At 73.4% G+C, this 15310-nt stretch carries 8 protein-coding genes; 4 read left to right on the top strand and 4 right to left on the bottom strand.

From position 1 onward, the window contains the following. The first annotated feature begins 89 nt into the window (after positions 1-89). Together ACFO0B_RS30750 and acpS are read left to right on the top strand one after the other, a co-directional pair. Entirely contained in the window at positions 90-9440 is a 9351-nt protein-coding gene (locus tag ACFO0B_RS30750; RefSeq protein ID WP_378617033.1) for a fatty acid synthase subunit beta domain-containing protein, read from the top strand. A gap of 11 nt (positions 9441-9451) precedes the next feature. Next, positions 9452-9889 carry a holo-ACP synthase AcpS gene (acpS, locus tag ACFO0B_RS30745; protein WP_233016419.1) on the top strand — a complete coding sequence of 146 codons (438 nt, stop codon included), beginning with the start codon at positions 9452-9454 and terminating at the stop codon, positions 9887-9889. Between the two features lie 51 nt (positions 9890-9940). Here the strand turns inward: acpS and ACFO0B_RS30740 are convergent, their stop codons facing one another. After that, positions 9941-10573 carry a TetR family transcriptional regulator gene (locus ACFO0B_RS30740; protein ID WP_378617031.1) on the bottom strand — a complete coding sequence of 211 codons (633 nt, stop codon included), beginning with the start codon at positions 10571-10573 and terminating at the stop codon, positions 9941-9943. A 340-nt stretch (positions 10574-10913) separates the two neighbouring features. On the opposite strand from ACFO0B_RS30740, the gene ACFO0B_RS30735 reads away from it, so the two are divergent. Further along, positions 10914-12203 carry a hypothetical protein gene (locus ACFO0B_RS30735; protein WP_378617029.1) on the top strand — a complete coding sequence of 430 codons (1290 nt, stop codon included), beginning with the start codon at positions 10914-10916 and terminating at the stop codon, positions 12201-12203. Positions 12204-12207: 4 nt separating this feature from the next. Here the strand turns inward: ACFO0B_RS30735 and ACFO0B_RS30730 are convergent, their stop codons facing one another. Together ACFO0B_RS30730 and ACFO0B_RS30725 are read right to left on the bottom strand one after the other, a co-directional pair. After that, on the bottom strand, positions 12208-12975 hold the full coding sequence (locus ACFO0B_RS30730) for an ABC transporter permease (RefSeq protein WP_378617027.1): 768 nt from the start codon (positions 12973-12975) through the stop codon (positions 12208-12210). Positions 12976-12998: 23 nt separating this feature from the next. Beyond that, a complete protein-coding gene (locus ACFO0B_RS30725) occupies positions 12999-13946 on the bottom strand; it encodes an ATP-binding cassette domain-containing protein (protein ID WP_378617025.1) in 948 nt (315 codons plus the stop codon). Positions 13947-14038: 92 nt separating this feature from the next. Between ACFO0B_RS30725 and ACFO0B_RS30720 the strand changes: the two genes are divergently transcribed. Further along, on the top strand, positions 14039-14758 hold the full coding sequence (locus ACFO0B_RS30720; protein WP_378617023.1) for a TetR/AcrR family transcriptional regulator C-terminal domain-containing protein: 720 nt from the start codon (positions 14039-14041) through the stop codon (positions 14756-14758). A gap of 9 nt (positions 14759-14767) precedes the next feature. Here the strand turns inward: ACFO0B_RS30720 and bcp are convergent, their stop codons facing one another. Continuing rightward, a complete protein-coding gene (gene bcp / locus ACFO0B_RS30715) occupies positions 14768-15238 on the bottom strand; it encodes a thioredoxin-dependent thiol peroxidase (RefSeq protein WP_378617021.1) in 471 nt (156 codons plus the stop codon). Positions 15239-15310 lie beyond the last annotated feature (72 nt).

Genomic DNA, 15310 nt, shown 5'->3' with positions numbered 1-15310 from the left:
CATTACCAGGCCCTGGACAGGGGAGACCCCTGCGCACCGGAGCGGAGCGTCCCCCCGGGCTACGTCGCGAGAGTAGGAAGTCGAGCGTCTTGACGATCAACGAGAACACTGAGACCGGGACCGGATCGCGCCGCAAGGCGGGACGGTCCCCCGAGGTGGAGGCGTCCCGGTCGCCCTTGCTGGATCGTCTGCTGAACGGCACCGCTTATGCGCTGGCGTTCGGTGGGCAGGGCGCGAAGTGGCTGGGCGAGCTGGAGGAGATCGGACGGGACAGCGCGCTGGAGCCGGAGCTCACCGCCCTGGTGAACGAGGCTGCCGCACTGCTGGATCCGGTCGCCAGCCAGCTGCTCGTGGTGCGGCCGGTCGGCTTCGATCCGATCGGCTGGATCCTGGAGAACGAACTCGCCGAGGGGGACGACGCCGAGAGCTCGGCCGCGCCGTCGGAGCGCGTGCTGCGCTCCGCCGCGGTCTCGATGCCCGGCGTGCTGCTCACCCAGCTGGCCGCGCTGCGCGCGCTCAAGCTGCAGGGGCTCGATGTCGTCGAGCACCCGCCGGTCCGGATGGTCGGGCACTCGCAGGGCGTGCTCGCCGCTGCCGCGCTGCGCGACGGCGGGCACCGGGATGCCGAGCTGCTCGCGTTCGGGCAGATGATCGGCGCGGCGGCGAGCCTGGTCGGGCGGCGCCGCGGGCTGATGCCGGTCGGCGAGCAGTCGCCGATGGTCGCCGTCTCCAATGTCGATCCGGAGCAGCTGCGGGCGGTTGTCGCCGAGGTGTCCGATGGCGTCGATCCCGAGATCGCTGCGGTGGTCTCGATCCGCAACGGGCGCAGGCGCGCGGTGCTCTCCGGAACCCCGGCGCAGATCGCGCGGGTTCGGCAGCGCTGCACCGAGATCCACGAGGAGCAGAGCGCCGAGCGGGACGCCAAGGCGCGCGGCGGCTCGGTATTCGCGCCGGTCTTCGAGGACCTCGCGGTCGACGTCGCCTTCCACCACCCGGCGCTGGCCGACACGGTCGACCTGGTGTCCGGCTGGGCGCGGCAGTGCGGGCTCGACGCCGAGCTGGCGGGCGCGCTGGCGCAGGAGATCCTGGTCGACCCGATCGACTGGGTCGGCACGGTGGACGAGGTGGTCGCGGCGGGCGCCGAGTGGATCCTCGACCTGGGCCCCGGCGATCTGCTCTCCCGGCTCACCGCGGGCACGCTCAGGGGCACCGGCGTCGGCGTTGTCGCCGCCGCCACCCGCGAGGGCCAGCGCAGCCTGCTCACCCCGGGTGCGGCGCCGCAGGTGCCCGCGCCGTGGTCGGAGTTCGCGCCGAAGCCGGTGCGGCTGCCGAACGGCCGGATCGTGGTCGAGACCTCCTTCACCCGGCTGACCGGGCGCTCCCCGATCCTGCTCGCGGGCATGACCCCGACGACCGTGGACGCCAAGATCGTCGCCGCGGCGGCCAACGCGGGCCACTGGGCCGAGCTGGCCGGCGGCGGCCAGGTGACCGAGCAGATCTTCGCCGATCGCGTCGAGGAGCTGCAGACGCTGCTGCAGCCGGGCCGCGCGGTGCAGTTCAACTCGCTCTTCCTCGACCCCTACCTGTGGAAGCTGCAGCTGGGCGGGAAGCGGCTGGTGCAGAAGGCGCGGGCGGCGGGCGCGCCCATCGACGGCGTCATCGTCACCGCGGGCATCCCCGAGCTGGAGGAGGCCGTCGCGCTGATCTCCGAACTCACCGAGGCCGGGATCCACCACGTCGCCTTCAAGCCGGGCACCGTGGCGCAGATCCGCGCGGTGCTCCGGATCGCCGACCAGGTCCCCGGCTACCCGGTGATCGTGCACATCGAGGGCGGCCGGGCCGGCGGGCACCACTCCTGGGAAGACCTGGACGACCTGCTGCTCGCCACCTACGCCGAGCTGCGCACCCGCGACAACGTCGTGGTCTGCGTCGGCGGCGGCATCGGCACGCCGGAGCGCGCCACCGAGTACCTCACCGGCCGCTGGTCCGCGGGGCACGGCTACCCGGTCATGCCGCTGGACGGCGTGCTGGTCGGCACCGCCGCGATGGCCACGCTGGAGGCGACCACCGCCCCCGAGGTCAAGCAGCTGCTCGTCGACACCCCCGGTACCCCGGACTGGGTGGGCGCGGGCACCGCGATCAACGGAATGGCCTCCGGCCGTTCGCAGCTCGGCGCCGACATCCACGAGATCGACAACGCCGCCTCGCGCACCGGCCGCCTGCTGGACGAGGTCGCCGGCGACGCCGACGCCGTCGCCGCGCGCCGGGACGAGATCATCGCCGCGCTGAACGCCACCGCCAAGCCGTACTTCGGCGACGTCGCCACCATGACCTACCTGGACTGGCTGGAGCGCTACGTCGAGCTCGCCGTCGGGCTGGACCGGCGCCGCGACTTCGACTGCGGCTCCGACCTGGGCGACGCCATCCGCGAGGCCACCCGCTCGCAGTGGCTCGACATCACCTGGCGGGATCGCTTCGCCGAGATGATCCGGCGCGCCGAGGCGCGGCTGCACCCGGCCGACCGCGGCGAGATCCCGACGCTCTTCGGCTCGGATCGGGACTTCGAGGACCCGGTCGGCGCCATCTGCACACTGCGGGAGCGCTACCCGGCCGCCGCGGAGACGCTGCTGCACCCGGCCGACGTCCCGTTCTTCGTCTCGCTCTGCAAGATCGCGGGCAAGCCGGTGAACTTCGTCCCCGTCGTCGACGGCGACGTCCGGCGCTGGTGGCGCTCGGACTCGCTGTGGCAGGCGCACGACCCGCGCTACTCGGCCGACCAGGTCTGCGTCATCCCGGGCACCGTCGCGGTCGCCGGGATCACCCGGGTCGACGAGCCGGTCGGCGAGCTGCTCGACCGCTTCGAGCAGGACACCGCGTACTCGCTGGTGCGCGACGGCGTCGTGCCCGCAGCGGTGGATGCCAGGCGGGTCGCAGGCGTCACCGTGGGCCCGATCGACGCCGTGCTGGCCGCGCCGGACGTGCGCTGGGCCGGCCGCACCACGGTCAACCCGGTGCACCGCCTCGGCGACCTGGACGGCTGGGTGGTCGACGGCAAGGGCGCCGTGCACCCGGTCACCGGGGCCACCCTGGCCGAGACCACCGGCCCGGACGCCGAGAACAGCTACGTCGAGCTGACCGTTCCGCTGCTCGGCCGGGACACCGTCACCATCCGGATCACCGTCCCGGTCACCGTCTACAACGGCGGCGCCCCGGTCATCACCGAGGCCGACGCCGAGACCGCCATGAGCGCGCTGCTCGCCGTGGCAGCCGGGCAGTCGCTGCCCGAGGTCAGGGGCTCGGTCGCGCACGTCAACGTGGCCTGGACGCCGGATCTCGGCGCCGACCACGCCGGTGTCACCGGCGGCGGGCTGCCGGAATCGCTGAGCACGCTCGGCCGGGTCGTGCCGGACGTGCTGGTCGGCGCCTGCTGGCCCGCGGTCTTCGCGGTGCTCGGCGCGGCCCGCACCGCCGAGGGCGGCAGCGTCATCGAGGGCATGCTCGACCTGGTGCACCTCGACCACCAGGTGCACCTGCTCTCCGCACTGCCCGACGCCACCAGCGTGCTCACCGTGCGCGCCGAGGCGGGCGAGACGCTCGACACCGATCTCGGCCGCGTGGTCGAGGTGAAGGTGCGGATCACCGGCATGCTGGACCGGCCGGAGACCGGGCTCTCCATGCCCACCCTGGCCACGCTCACCGAGCGCTTCGCCATCCGCGGCCGCACCGGCGCGGGCGAGCTGACCGACCCGCCGCAGGCAGGCGGCTCGGTCTCCGACGACGCCCGCGAGACCGCGCGGCGCAGGCGCAGGGACGTCACCGTGCGCGCGCCGCGGGCGATGCACGCCTTCGCCGCCGTCTCCGGCGACCACAACCCCATCCACACCAGCTCCTCGGCCGCCAAGCTGGCCGGGCTGGGCAGCCCGATCGTGCACGGCATGTGGCTCTCGGCCGCGGCCCAGCACGTGGTGGCCGCGCTCGACCCGGCGAGCGGCATCCCCGCCCGCAGGGTGACCGCCTGGACCACCCGGTTCCTCGGCATGGTCCGCCCCGGCGCGGAGATCGACGTCCGCGTGGAGCGGGTCGCGATCGACGCGGGCGACGAGATCGTCGAGGTCTCCTGCCGCGCCGACGGCGACCTGGTGATGGCCGCGACCGGCCGCACCGCCGCGCCGAAGACCGCCTACGCCCTCCCGGGCCAGGGCATCCAGCGCAAGGGCATGGGCATGGAGGCGCGCACGCGCTCCAAGGCCGCCAAGGAGATCTGGGACCGCGCGGACAAGCACACCCGCAAGGCGCTCGGCTTCTCCATCCTCGCGGTGGTGCGCGACAACCCGACCTACCTCAAGGCCCGCGGCGTCGAGCACCGGCACCCGGACGGCGTGCTGCACCTGACCCAGTTCACCCAGGTCGCCATGGCCGTCGTCGGCGTGGTGCAGGTGGCCGAGCTGCGCGAGGCAGGCGCCTTCGTCGAGGGCGCCGTGCTGGCCGGGCACTCGGTCGGCGAGTACAACGCGCTCTGCGCGGTCGCCGGGGTGCTGCCGCTGGAGGCCACGCTGGAGGTGGTGTTCCAGCGCGGCTCCGCCATGCACCAGCTGGTCCCGCGGGATTCGCAGGGCCGCAGCGACTACCGGATGGCCGCCATCCGCCCCTCGCAGATCGACCTGCCGGACGAGGAGGTCATCGGCTTCGTCGCCGGGATCGCCGAGCGCACCGGCGCCTTCCTCGAGGTGGTCAACCTCAACCTGCGCGGCTCGCAGTACGCCATCGCGGGCACGCTGGCCGGGCTGGAGGCGCTGGAGACCGAGATCGACCGGCGCCGCGAGATCACCGGCGGCAAGCGCGCCTTCATCCTGGTGCCCGGCATCGACGTTCCGTTCCATTCGACGGTTCTGCGCAAGGGCGTGCCGGAGTTCAGGCAGAAGCTGGAGCAGCTGCTCCCCGCCGACCTGCACCCGGAGATCCTGGTCGGGCGGTACATCCCGAACCTGGTGCCGCGGCCGTTCTCGCTGGAGCGCTCGTTCGTCCAGGAGATCGCCGACCTGGTTCCCTCCGAGCCGCTGGCCGAGGTGCTGACCGACTTCGACGGCTGGGCCGCGCGCCCGATCGAGCTCTGCCGCGTCGTCCTGGTCGAGCTGCTGGCCTGGCAGTTCGCCAGCCCGGTGCGCTGGATCGAGACCCAGGACGTGCTCTTCACCGATACCGCGCACGGCGGCCTCGGGGTCGAGCGGTTCGTGGAGATCGGGCTGGCCGCCACCCCGACGGTGGCGAACCTGGCGAGCCAGACGCTCAAGCTCCCCGCCTTCGGCAACACCGCGGTCGAGGTGCTGAACATCGAGCGCGAGGCCGGCGTGGTCTTCGGCACCGACACCGACCCGGCCCCGGTCGACGAGCCGGTCGAGGAGACCGCGGCCACCGCCGCGGCTCCGGCCGCTGCCGCCCCGGCCCCGGCCGCCGCCCCGGCGGCAGCCTCCGGCGGCCCGCGCCCGGACGACATCGCCTTCACCGCCGCCGACGCCACCAAGGTGCTGATCGCGCTCTGGACCAAGCTGCGGCTGGACCAGATCGGCCCGGTCGACACCATCGAGGGGCTCTGCGACGGCGTCTCCTCGCGCCGCAACCAGCTGCTGGTCGACCTCGGCTCGGAGCTCTCGCTCGGCGCCATCGACGGCGCCGCCGACGCCGACATGGGCGCGCTCTCGGCCACCGTCGAGCGGCTGGCGCGCACCTACAAGCCGTTCGGCACGGTGCTCTCCGACGCCATCAACGACCATCTGCGCAAGGTCTTCGGCCCGTCCGGCAAGCGCCCGGCCGCGGTCGCCGACCGGGTCGCCAAGGTCTGGGAGCTGGGCGACGGCTGGGCCAGCCACGTCACCGCCGAGCTCTCGCTCGGCACCCGCGAGGGCGCCAGCGTGCGCGGCGGCGACCTGGGCGGGCTGGTCTCCGGCGCGCTCGGCGACGGCTCCTCGGTGGATGCCGCGATCGACGCCGCCGTGCAGGCGGTCGCCGCTCGGCGCGGCATCGCGGTCTCGCTGCCCAGCGCGGGCGGCGGGGGCGGCGCGACCGTCGACGCCGCCGCGCTCGGTGAGTTCACCGAGCAGATCACCGGCAAGGACGGCGTGCTCGCCAGTGCCGCCCGCGTGGTGCTGGAGCAGCTCGGCCTCGCCGAGCAGGCCAGCGCCGCCGTCGCCACCCCGGACACCCTGGTCGACCTGGTCGCCGCCGAGCTCGGCTCGGACTGGCCGCGGCTCGTCGCCCCGGCCTTCGACAGCCGCAGGGCCGTGCTGCTCGACGACCGCTGGGCCAGCGCCCGCGAGGATCTGGCCCGGCTCTGGCTCGGCGCCGACGCCGACGCGGCCGAGCTGCCGGTCAACGGCTACCTCGGCGCGGGCGAAGCCGTTGCCACGCAGGCGAACTGGTGGCGCGACCGGGCCAAGCACGAGGCCCGCTCGGTGCTCGCGGGCGCCTACGAGCGGATCGCCACCGCGGCGCTGACCGCGGAGGAGCCGGGCGAGTGGTCCTCCGACGTCGCGGTGATCACCGGCGCCAGCAAGGGCTCGATCGCCGCCGCCGTCACCGGCAGGCTGCTCTCCGGCGGCGCGACCGTCGTCGTCACCACCTCGCGGCTGGACGACAGCAGGCTCGGCTTCTACAAGCAGCTGTACCGGGAGCACGCGCGCAGCGGCGCCGCGCTCTGGGTGGTGCCCGCCAACATGGCCTCCTACACCGATATCGACGCGGTGATCGACTGGGTCGGCAGCGAGCAGGTCGACTCGGCGGGCGGCGCCAAGGTGAAGATCAAGGACGCCATGACGCCGACCCTGCTGCTGCCGTTCGCGGCGCCGCGGGTGGCCGGTGACCTCTCCGACGCGGGCTCCCGCGCGGAGATGGAGATGCGGGTGCTGCTCTGGTCGGTGGAGCGGCTGATCGGCGGGCTCTCGGCGCTCAACGCCGACCACGACGTCGACGCCAAGCTGCACGTGGTGCTCCCGGGCTCGCCGAACCGCGGCCTCTTCGGCGGCGACGGCGCCTACGGCGAGTCCAAGGCGGCGCTGGACGCCGTCGTCGGCCGCTGGCGCGCGGAGAAGTCCTGGGCGCAGCGGGTCACCCTGGTGCACGCGCTGATCGGCTGGGTGCGCGGCACCGGGCTGATGGGGCAGAACGACCCCATGGTCTCCGCGGTCGAGGCGGCAGGCGTGCAGACCTGGTCCACCGCGGAGATGGCCGACGAGCTGCTCAAGTGGTGCACCTCGCAGGCCAGGGCGATCACCGTCACCGCGCCGCAGCAGATCGACCTCACCGGCGGCCTGGCCGGCGTCGAGCTCGACCTGCCCGCGCTCGCCAAGCAGGCGGCCGAGGAGGCCGCGGCGGCCGAGGAACTGGAAGAGACCGGCCCGACGGTCGCCGCGCTGCCCGCCCCGCCCACCCGCAGCTCCGCGCTGCCGGTGCCGGAGTGGAGCGCGGTCACGACCGACCTCGCCGACATGGTGGTCATCGTCGGCGCCGGCGAGCTCGGCCCCTACGGCTCGGCGCGCACCCGCTTCGAGATGGAGGTCTCCGACGAGCTCTCCGCCGCGGGCGTGCTGGAGCTCGCCTGGACCACCGGGCTCGTGACCTGGGAGAACGACCCCAAGCCGGGCTGGTACGACGTGGCATCCGGCGACTTCGTCCCCGAGCACGAGGTGGCCGAGCGCTACCACGATGCCGTGGTCGAGCGCTGCGGCGTCCGCCGCTACGCCGACGACGCGGCCATGGTCGACAACAGCGCCCCGCTGATGACCTCGGTCTTCCTGGACAAGGATCTGACCTTCACGGTCGGCTCCGAGGCCGAGGCACGGGCGTTCGAGTCGGCGGCGCCGGAGCACACCGTCGTGGTCCCGGCCGGCGACGGCGGCGACTGGCAGGTGACCCGCAAGGCGGGCACCGAGATCCGGGTGCCGCGCAAGGCCAGGCTGTCCCGCACCGTCGGCGGCCAGATCCCGACCGGCTGGGATCCGACCGTCTGGGGCATCTCGGCGGACATGGCGTCCTCGATCGACCGGGTCGCGCTGTGGAACATCGCCTGCACCGTCGACGCCTTCGTCAGCTCCGGGTTCGACCCGGCCGAGCTGATGAGCTGGGTGCACCCGAGCCTGGTCGCCAACACCCAGGGCACCGGCATGGGCGGCATGTCCTCGATGCGCTCGCTCTACGTCGACAACCTGCTCGGCGAGCCGCGGCCGAACGACATCCTGCAGGAGGCGCTGCCGAACGTCGCGCTGGCGCACGTGGTGCAGTCCTACGTGGGCAGCTACGGCGCGATGGTGCACCCGGTGGCGGCCTGCGCCACCGCGGCGGTCTCGGTCGAGGAGGGCGTCGACAAGATCAAGCTCGGCAAGGCCGATGTGGTCGTCGCCGGTGGCTTCGACGACCTGGGCATCGAGGGCATCGTCGGCTTCGGCGACATGTCCGCGACCGCCGACTCCGCGGTGATGGCGGGCAAGGGCATCGCCGACCGGTACTTCTCCCGGGCCAACGACCGCCGCCGCGGCGGTTTCGTGGAGTCGCAGGGCGGCGGCACCGTGCTGCTGGCCCGCGGCGACGTGGCGCTGGAGATGGGGCTCCCGGTCCTCGGCGTGGTGGCCTTCGCGCAGTCCTTCGCGGACGGCGTGCACACCTCGATCCCGGCGCCAGGGCTCGGCGCGCTCGGCGCGGGCCGGGGCGGGCGCGAGTCCAAGCTCGCGGCCGAGCTGCGCGGGCTCGGCGTCACCCCGGACGAGGTCGCGGTGGTCTCCAAGCACGACACCTCGACCGCGGCCAACGACCCGAACGAGTCGGAGCTGCACGAGCGGCTCGCTACGGCCATCGGCCGGTCGGCGGGTGCGCCGCTCTTCGTGGTCTCGCAGAAGTCGCTGACCGGGCACGCCAAGGGCGGCGCCGCCGCCTTCCAGCTGATCGGGCTCTGCCAGGTGCTGGAGCAGGGCGTCGTGCCGCCGAACCGCAGCCTGGACTGCGTCGACGACAAGATGCGCGAGTACCCGCACCTGGTGTGGGTGCGTGAGGCGCTGCGGTTCGGCGAGCGGTTCCCGCTCAAGGCCGGGCTGGTCACCTCGCTCGGCTTCGGGCACGTCTCCGGGCTGCTCGCGGTGGTGCACCCGCAGGCGTTCGTCGCGGCGCTCCCGGCCGAGCGCAGGGACGACTACCTGCACCGCGCCGAGCAGCGCCGGCTCAACGGCAGGCAGCGCTTCGCCGAGGCGATGTGCGGCGGCTCCGACCTCTACGAGCGGCCGGCCGACCGGCGGCTCGGCGCGGACGGGACCCCGGCATCGCGAATCCGTCAGCTCGAGGCAGACATGCTGCTCTCCGGGGATGCCCGTCTCGGTGCCGACGGCACGTACCGTGCCGACGGCAGGGGTTGCGAGACGGGCCGGTTCGCCCCGGCGTCCGAGACCGAGCGGTCGTAGGCTCCCGGCCCATGGCAATCATCGGTATCGGGCTGGACCTGGTGACCATTTCGGAGTTCGGCGAGCAGCTGGAACGCGTGGGAACCACCATGCTCAGGGAGAGCTTCACCGCCGCCGAGCGGCGCTACTGCCAGAGCAAGGCGACGGATCCCACGCGCAGCTACGCGGCGCGGTGGGCGGCCAAGGAGGCCGTGCTCAAGGCATGGGCCTCCTCCCGGTTCGCCCGCCGCCCGCAGATCGGGGACAACCCGTACCCGCTGATCGAGGTGGTCAACGACGCGTGGGGCAGGCCGAGCATTCGCCTGCACGGCCTCGCCGCGGAGTTCCTGCCGCGGGTGCGCGTGCACCTCTCGCTCACCCACGACGGTGACACCGCGGCGGCGATGGTCGTCCTGGAGGACCCGGGCGAACTCGCCGACCTCATCGAGGGCAGGGAATCCTCGAGCTGAACGAAACGGGGCCCGAGCCGCACCGCGGCTCGGGCCCCGTCGTTTTCGCTGCTAGGAGCGCGAATCCTTCTCGGCGACCAGCAGATACGCCACCATGAGCCGCTTCAGCTCGGCGACCGCCTCCCTGTGGCTCTGCTGGTCCTGCACCGAGAAGTTGAGCATCGAATACACCACGTGCACCAGCACCTGGGCCATGGTGGTGCGCCGCTCGCGCGGGGTGCGCGGGGTGAGCGGGCGCAGCATCTGCGCGACGACCTCGGCGAATTCCTTCTCGTGTTTGGCGCCGGTGGCCCTGGTGGAGGGGGTGGACTGCATGGCGAGCCAGACCTCGCGGCGCGAGGGGTCGGTCATCCACAGGTTCGCCAGGTGATCGACGAACTGGTTCATGTGCCGCAGCCAGTCCAGCGAGGGGACGCCGCCGTGGAAATCGGCCAGCTCCCGGGAGACCGCGACCAGATCCTGCCGATTCAGCTCGCAGACGATCACGTACTTGTTCGCGAAGAACTGGTAGAGCGTGCCGATCGGCACCTCCGCGCGGGCCGCGACCTCTTCACAGGTGAACGATTCGAAACCCACCTCGACCAGCAGTTCCCGCGAGGACTGCAGCAGCGCGTCGAACTTCCGCTTGCTGCGCTCCTGGGTCGGGCGGCGCCGCGGCATGAGCTCCTGCGGATCGTCCTGCATCTCCAACGCAGGGTCGGGTCTGCGTCTCGACCTGGCCTCCGCGTGTAGTTCCACCTGTCCAGGCTAACGTGACCGCGGCACTGCCCGGAACGGGCGTTTCCCCTCGTCTGTGACAGTTCACGCCCATCCGGCGCGCACGCCGTGCCGAACCACCGCTGTATCCGCGTGTCGGAGCCGTACCTGAGCCGTTGACGGCGTTGCGCGCGCGATGATCGTTATCCACCAAGGGGCGGGATCGACCGGCGGACGAGACCCTGCGGCGCCGGTGCCCCCGCGGGCAGGAGGCGTGGCTGTGGCGGCACGAGCGAGCGGCGCGAGTGCGGCGCCGGTGGTGTTCGGGGTGAGTACCGAGCACGGCGCGGTGCACGCGGTGGCGCTGAGCGGTGCGGGGGAGCGGCTGCCGGAGCGGGTGCTCGCGCAGTGCACCGTCGCGATCGATGGCGATCGGCGCGCGGCGCCTGCCGCCGTGATCGCCGCGCTGGACCGGCTCGCCGCCGAGCTGCGGCGGGAACCGGCCGGGGTCGCGATCGCCTACCACGATCCCGCCGAGCGCCGCGCGCTCGGCACCGGGCTTGCCGCGGGCCGCTGGCACGCCGCCTCGCTGATCTCCACCAGGGCCGCGCACCTGAATGTCGCGGGCGCCATGACCTGGCTGGCCGAGTTCGACGACCTGCTGCTCTGCGACGTGGTGCCGGGGCACCTCACGCTGACCCTGGTGGACCGGGACCGCGGCCGGGTGCTGACCGGGGTCACCAGGACCGGCGGGGTGACCAGCGATGCGCTCGGCGCCGCCGTCACCGCCGCCCGCGACCAGCTGGACGCCGCCGAGACCAGGCCGGACGCGGTGGTGCTGATCGGCTCCGCCGCCGCCGATCCCGCCGTCGCGGAGGCCGTGCGGGCGCTCGGCGCCCCGGTGCTGCCCTGCACGGTGGCGACCATCGCGCCCGCGCTCGGCGCCGCGCTCGCGATCTCCGCCGAGCCGGGCGGGATCGCCGAGCCCCCGGTGTCGCGCTCCCACTCGGTACGCACCGCCGCGCTGCTCGGCGCGGCCGCGCTGGCCGCGGGCTTCACCGTCGCGGGCGGGGCGTACCTGATGAGCGCCCCGCGGTCGGTGCCCGCTCCGCTGGCAGCGGGAGTCTTCGCGCCCGCCGCCCCGGCCCGGGTCGCGGCGCCGCCGCAGCACATCTCGGCGGACGGGGAGCTGGAGCAGGCGGCCGACGTGCAGCGACAGGCGGTCTGGATGCAGCCGGCGGCGCCGAGCCGCGTGCCTGGCGGTCCGCTTCCGCTGGTGCCCGCCGAGATCGCCGCCGGGCCGGCGCAGGCGGCTGCCGAGGACGCCGCCTGCCCGCCGCCGGCTGCCGGGGCGGTCACCGACGTTCCGCCGCTCGCGGGCGCGACCGCCGGCCCCGCGTCGCCTGCCGGGGCCGCCGCATGTGCTTCGGCGCCCACCACCGTGCCCGGCACCGGCGTTCCGGCCGGGGACGGCCGGGTCGGCGCCCCGGACGCCGCCCTGCTCTTCCCCGGCGAAGCACCCGCACCGGCCCCGTTCACCCCGGAGTCGGCTGCCTGGTGGAGCAATCACGTCCGGCTCACCGTCGCCTGGGCCACCCAGCAGCTGCTGCCCGGCTGAGCGCTCACTCCCTGGTGCGCGCCCGGAACGCGGCCAGCGCGCCCACGTACCCCAGCACCGTGAACAGCGCGCACCAGCCGATCGCGAGCACCGCGCTCGACCCGATCGGGGTGCCGATGAGCAGCCCCCGCACGGTCTCGATCACCGGCGTCACCGGCTGGTGCTCGGCCACCGGCCGCAGCCAGCCCGGCATCGACTCCACCGGGACGAAGGCACTGCTCACGTAGGGCAGGAAGAGGAACGCGAAGGTGGAGCCGTTCGCCGCCTCCACGCTGCGGGTGAGCAGCCCGAGCGCGGCCGAGATCCAGGAGAGCGCCAGCACGAACAGCGCGACCAGCCCGAGCGCGGCCAGCCAGCGCAGCGGATCGGCGGTCGGCCGGAACCCGATCAGCACCGCGAGCACGGTGACCAGGGCCGTGGTGAACAGGTTGCGCAGCAGGCTCTCGGTGACGTGCGCGTTCAGGAAGGCCGAGCGCGCCACCGCCATGGTGCGGAAGCGGTCGACGATGCCCTCGGTGACGTCCGAGCAGACCGCGACGGCGGTGGTGGCCGAGCCGAACCCCGCGCAGAGCAGCAGGATTCCCGGCACCACGTAGTCGACGTAGGTGCCGCCGCCCACCTCGATGGCGCCGCCGAGCACGTAGACGAACATGAGCAGGATCATCACCGGCACCGCGATGGTGACGATCAGGGCATCCGGGCTGCGCAGTGAGTGCCGCAGGTTGCGGTCGAGCATGGTGCGGGTGTCGAGCAGGACGGTGGTTGCGGTCATGGCGGCTCCTGTGGTCATCGGGTTCACGCGGCCTCGGCCGGGGCGGGGTGCCCGGTGAGTGCGAAGAAGACATCGTCGAGGTCGGGGGTGTGCACGGTCAGCCGTGCCACCTCGATGCCGAGCTCGGCGCAGCGGTTCAGCAGCGCACGCACCTCGGCGGCGCTGCCGTCCGAGGGCAGCGCCAGCACCAGCTGCTCCGGCTCGGCGCGCCACCCGTCGGGCAGCGGGAGCGCGGCCCGGGCGGCCGCCAGCTCGTCGGCGGTGCCGAAGCGCAGCCGCAGGTGCCCGCCGGGCGCGCGCTGCTTGAGCTCCTCCGGGGTGCCGTCGGCGACCACGGTGCCGTTGTCGAGCACCGCGATCCGGTCGGCGAGCTGATCGGCCTCCTCCAGGTACTGGGTGGTGAGGAAGACGGTGGCGCCGTCGGCGGCCAGCCCCTGGATCACCGCCCACAGCTCCCGCCTGCTGCGCGGGTCGAGCCCGGTGGTCGGCTCGTCCAGGAAGACCATGCGCGGCCCGCCCATCAGGCTCATGGCCAGGTCGAGGCGGCGCCGCATGCCGCCGGAGAAGCCCGCGGTGCGGCGGTCCGCGGCATCGGACAGGTCGAAGCGGTCGAGCAGCTCGGCCGAGCGGCGGGCCAGCTCGGGGCCGGGCAGGTGCAGCAGCCTGCCGGTGAGGCGCAGGTTCTCCCGCGCGGTGAGCACGCCGTCGACCGCGGAGTACTGCCCGGTGACGCCGATCAGCGCGCGTACCGCGTCGGCCTCGGTCACCACGTCGTGGCCGAAGACGCGGGCGCTGCCGCGATCCGGTGCGGCCAGCGTCGCGAGGATCCGGATCAGGGTGGTCTTGCCCGCGCCGTTCGGCCCGAGCAGGGAGAAGACGGTGCCCGCGGCGACCTCGAGATCGAGGCCGCGCAGCACCGGTTGATCGCCGAAACCCTTGTGCAGGGCGGAGATCGAGAGCGCGGAGGTCATGGTGGCTCCAGACTGAGAAACTGTGTATCGAATAAACCAAGTTTATAGAGTAAACAGTTCTTCGGCGCAAGAGCGGCGATCGAGGAGGTGTAGTGGAGAAGCGGGATCCGGGCAGCGCCCTGCGGTTGCTGTGGGGGATGGAGGCGGCGGGCACGCGCGGGCCGAAGCGCGGGCTCTCGCTGGAGGGCATCGTGGACGCGGCCATCGCGGTGGCCGACGCCGAGGGGTACGCGGCGCTCTCGATGAAGCGGGTGGCGGAGGAGCTCGGCCGCACCGCCATGTCGCTGTACCGCTACGTGGACAGCAAGACCACGCTGATCGAGCTCATGTCGGACCGGGTGCTCGGGCTACCGCCCGCCTTCGACCCCTCGCTCGGCTGGCGGGACGGGCTGCGGCAGTGGGCACTGGCCGAGTACGGCCTGGCTGTCCGGCACCCGTGGTGGCTGGAGATCCCCATGACGACCCCGCCGCTCGGGCCGAACAACATGGCCTGGCTGAACGCGGGGCTGGCGATCCTGGAGCGCACCGGGCTGCCCGCGGGGGCCCGGCTCCGGCTGGTGATGAACCTGACGCTCTACGTCATCGGCCGGATGCGGCTGAGCCTGGAGCTGGGCCAGGCCGACGCCGACGACGACACCTTCGAGACCGTCTTCGCCACCATGGATCCGCAGCGCTTCCCCGCGCTGCTCACCGCGGTCGCCGACGGCGCCTTCGACAACGACGACATCGACTGGGCCCGCGCCGATTTCGAGTTCGGGCTGGACCGCACGCTGGACGGCTACGAGCACTTCATCCGCGGCCTGCGGCCCTGACCCGAAGCGTCAGACCGAGAGGTCGCGCCGCAGCTTGGCGACGTGCCCGGTGGCGCGCACGTTGTACTGCGCGACCTCGATCTTCCCCTCCGCGTCCACCAGGAAGGTGGAGCGGATGACGCCGGTGACGGTCTTGCCGTACATGGTCTTCTCGCCGAAGGCGCCGTACGCCCGCAGCACCGCGCGGTCCGGGTCGGAGAGCAGCGGGAAGGTGAGCTGCTCGGCGTCGCGGAACTTGGCCAGTTTGGCGGGCTTGTCCGGCGAGATGCCGACGACGGCGATCCCGGCGCCGTCCAGTTCGGCCAGGTTGTCCCGGAAGTCGCAGGCCTGCTTGGTGCAGCCGGGGGTGCTCGCGGCCGGGTAGAAGTACACCACGACCTTGCGGCCGCGGTAGTCGGCCAGGGAGACGGTGTTGCCGTCGGCGTCGGGCAGGCTGAATTCGGGGGCCTGGTCGCCGGGGGAGAGTCGAGTGTCGGTCACGTCCAGCACGGTAACCGAACCGGCGGACAGGATGGCTACGGATACACTCGGGCGAGTTCGAGGGGCCGGCCG

This window comes from Nocardia jiangsuensis, assembly GCF_042650385.1.
Taxonomy (GTDB): Bacteria; Actinomycetota; Actinomycetes; order Mycobacteriales; family Mycobacteriaceae; genus Nocardia; species Nocardia jiangsuensis.
Note: the sequence above shows the minus strand (reverse complement) of the source record. Positions and strands in the feature narration are given on the sequence as shown.

Excerpts from the sequence above, each read along its gene's own strand:
- ACFO0B_RS30740 (WP_378617031.1), bottom strand. The coding sequence starts at position 10,573 with ATGCAGGACGATCCGCAGGAGCTCATGCCGCGGCGCCGCCCGACCCAG.
- ACFO0B_RS30725 (WP_378617025.1), bottom strand. The coding sequence starts at position 13,946 with ATGACCTCCGCGCTCTCGATCTCCGCCCTGCACAAGGGTTTCGGCGAT.
- acpS (WP_233016419.1), top strand. The coding sequence starts at position 9,452 with ATGGCAATCATCGGTATCGGGCTGGACCTGGTGACCATTTCGGAGTTC.
- ACFO0B_RS30730 (WP_378617027.1), bottom strand. The coding sequence starts at position 12,975 with ATGACCGCAACCACCGTCCTGCTCGACACCCGCACCATGCTCGACCGC.